2 protein-coding genes are annotated in these 1805 nt (G+C 52.0%); one reads left to right on the top strand and one right to left on the bottom strand.

Annotation, left to right across the window (positions count from 1 at the left end):
- Positions 1–86: 86 nt before the first annotated feature.
- Positions 87–1346, bottom strand: a complete 1260-nt coding sequence (locus Q0338_RS03515) for a glutamate-5-semialdehyde dehydrogenase (protein WP_298085554.1) — start codon at positions 1344–1346, stop codon at positions 87–89.
- A gap of 187 nt (positions 1347–1533) precedes the next feature.
- Here Q0338_RS03515 and Q0338_RS03510 point away from each other — a divergent pair.
- The coding region (locus Q0338_RS03510) for a Na+/H+ antiporter NhaA (RefSeq protein ID WP_298085553.1) at positions 1534–1805 on the top strand (272 nt) is incomplete at its 3' end.

Below are 1805 nucleotides of genomic sequence, written 5' to 3'. Positions count from 1 at the left end.
AGAAATTTTAAGTCAAGGCTAGACAAGTAGTCTGCCGCAGACTTAAAATTTCAAATCTCTCTCAAAAGCACTCGCGAGACAAGCCGCTAACGAATTTGCCCGCCTCCGCGGACGACGTATTTATAGGTCGTAAGCTCCCTCACCCCCATTGGCCCTCTGGCGTGCAGCTTTTGCGTGCTGATGCCGATCTCGCCGCCAAATCCAAACTCGCTGCCGTCGCTAAAGCGCGTCGAGGCGTTGGCGTAGACGACCGCGCTGCCGACTTCGTTTAAAAATCGCTCGACGTTTGCGTAGTTTTCGCTTAAAATCGCGTCCGAATGTCCGCTAGAATGCGCGTTTATAAAGCTGATTGCCTCCTGCGTATCCCGCACGGCGCGCACGGCTAGCACGAGATCCAAAAACTCGGCGCCAAAGTCGCTCTCGCCTGCGAGCTTTACGTTTTTCGCTCCTCGCAGCTCCGCTTCGCACTCGCCTAGCAGCTGCTCGCTCACGCGAAACTCGACCTCGGGCATTTCGCGCACCAGCTCAGGCAAAATTTCGCCAGCTATGCGCTCGTGTAAAAGCACGCACTCAACGGCGTTGCAGACGCTTGGGCGCTGGGTTTTGGCGTTTTTGATTATCTTCGCGGCCTGCTTTAAATTTGCGCTCTCATCGACGAAGATGTGGCACACCCCCGCGCCCGTCATGATGATCGGCACGGTCGCGTTTTGCGCGATAAAATCTTTTAAGCTCTTGCCGCCGCGCGGTATCAAAACGTCGATATACTCGCTCATTTTCGCCATTTGCGCTACGACTTCGCGTTCGGCGCTCTCCACGAGCTGCACTGCGCCGCCCGGTAAGCCAAATTTCGCCCCCGCTTCATTAAATAAATTTAGCAAAAAAATGTTCGAATTTAGCGCACTAGCGCTTCCTCGCAGGATCGCCGCGTTGCCGCTTTTTAGCGCCAGAGCCGCCGCGTCGATGCTGACGTTTGGGCGGCTCTCGTAGATGATACCCAGCACCCCCAGCGGCACGCGCACGCGGCTGATTTGCATGCCGTTTGGATGGCTCCAGCCGCCTAGATTTTCGCCCACGACCTCGGCAAAGCCCGCCACCTCGCGCACGCCCTGTGCCATAGCCTCGATGCGGGCGTCCGTTAGCCTTAGACGGTCAAGTAGCGCCGCACTAAGCCCCGATTTCTCGCCGTTTGCAAGGTCTTTGGCATTTGCCGCTTTTATAGCCTCTTTTTGCGCGAGCAGCTCGTCTGCCACGGCGTTTAAAATTTCAAATTTAGCCTTGCTATCAAGCCTCAAAAGCTCGCTACAAGCGGCCTTTGCGCGCTTACAGATCTCTAAAATTTCGTTCATTTTCGCTCCTTAATTTATAAAGCGCCCTCTCTTAGGCGCAAAGAAGTAACAAGACAAAGCAAAATTTAGCGATGCGTCTACCAAATTTTAGCTTTAAATTTGACCTGATTATAGCCAAATTCGCCCGAATTTCATGCGACCGTAAAAATACGCTATAATCCTTAAAATTTTATGAAAAGGAAGCAAAATGGGCGGAATAAAAGAGTTTTTAAAACACGAAGCCAGCGGCGGGATTTTGCTGATGATCGCTACGGTCGCGGCGCTACTGTGTCAAAACACGTTTTTGAGCGATTTTTACAACGAATTTTTAAAGACTAAATTTACCGTGAGCTTCGGCGAATACGGACTAAGCAAACCCCTGATCTTGTGGGTAAACGACGGATTGATGGCGGTATTTTTCTTTCTCATCGGACTCGAGCTAAAGCGCGAGGTTTTGGAGGGCGAGCTAAAAAATCCGTC

Origin of the sequence: uncultured Campylobacter sp., assembly GCF_938018145.1 — a bacterium.
GTDB lineage: Bacteria > Campylobacterota > Campylobacteria > Campylobacterales > Campylobacteraceae > Campylobacter_A.
The sequence above is the reverse complement of the archived record's forward strand: the minus strand, read 5'-3'. Positions and strand labels throughout refer to the sequence as shown.

Excerpts from the sequence above, each read along its gene's own strand:
- Q0338_RS03515 (WP_298085554.1), bottom strand. The coding sequence starts at position 1,346 with ATGAACGAAATTTTAGAGATCTGTAAGCGCGCAAAGGCCGCTTGTAGC.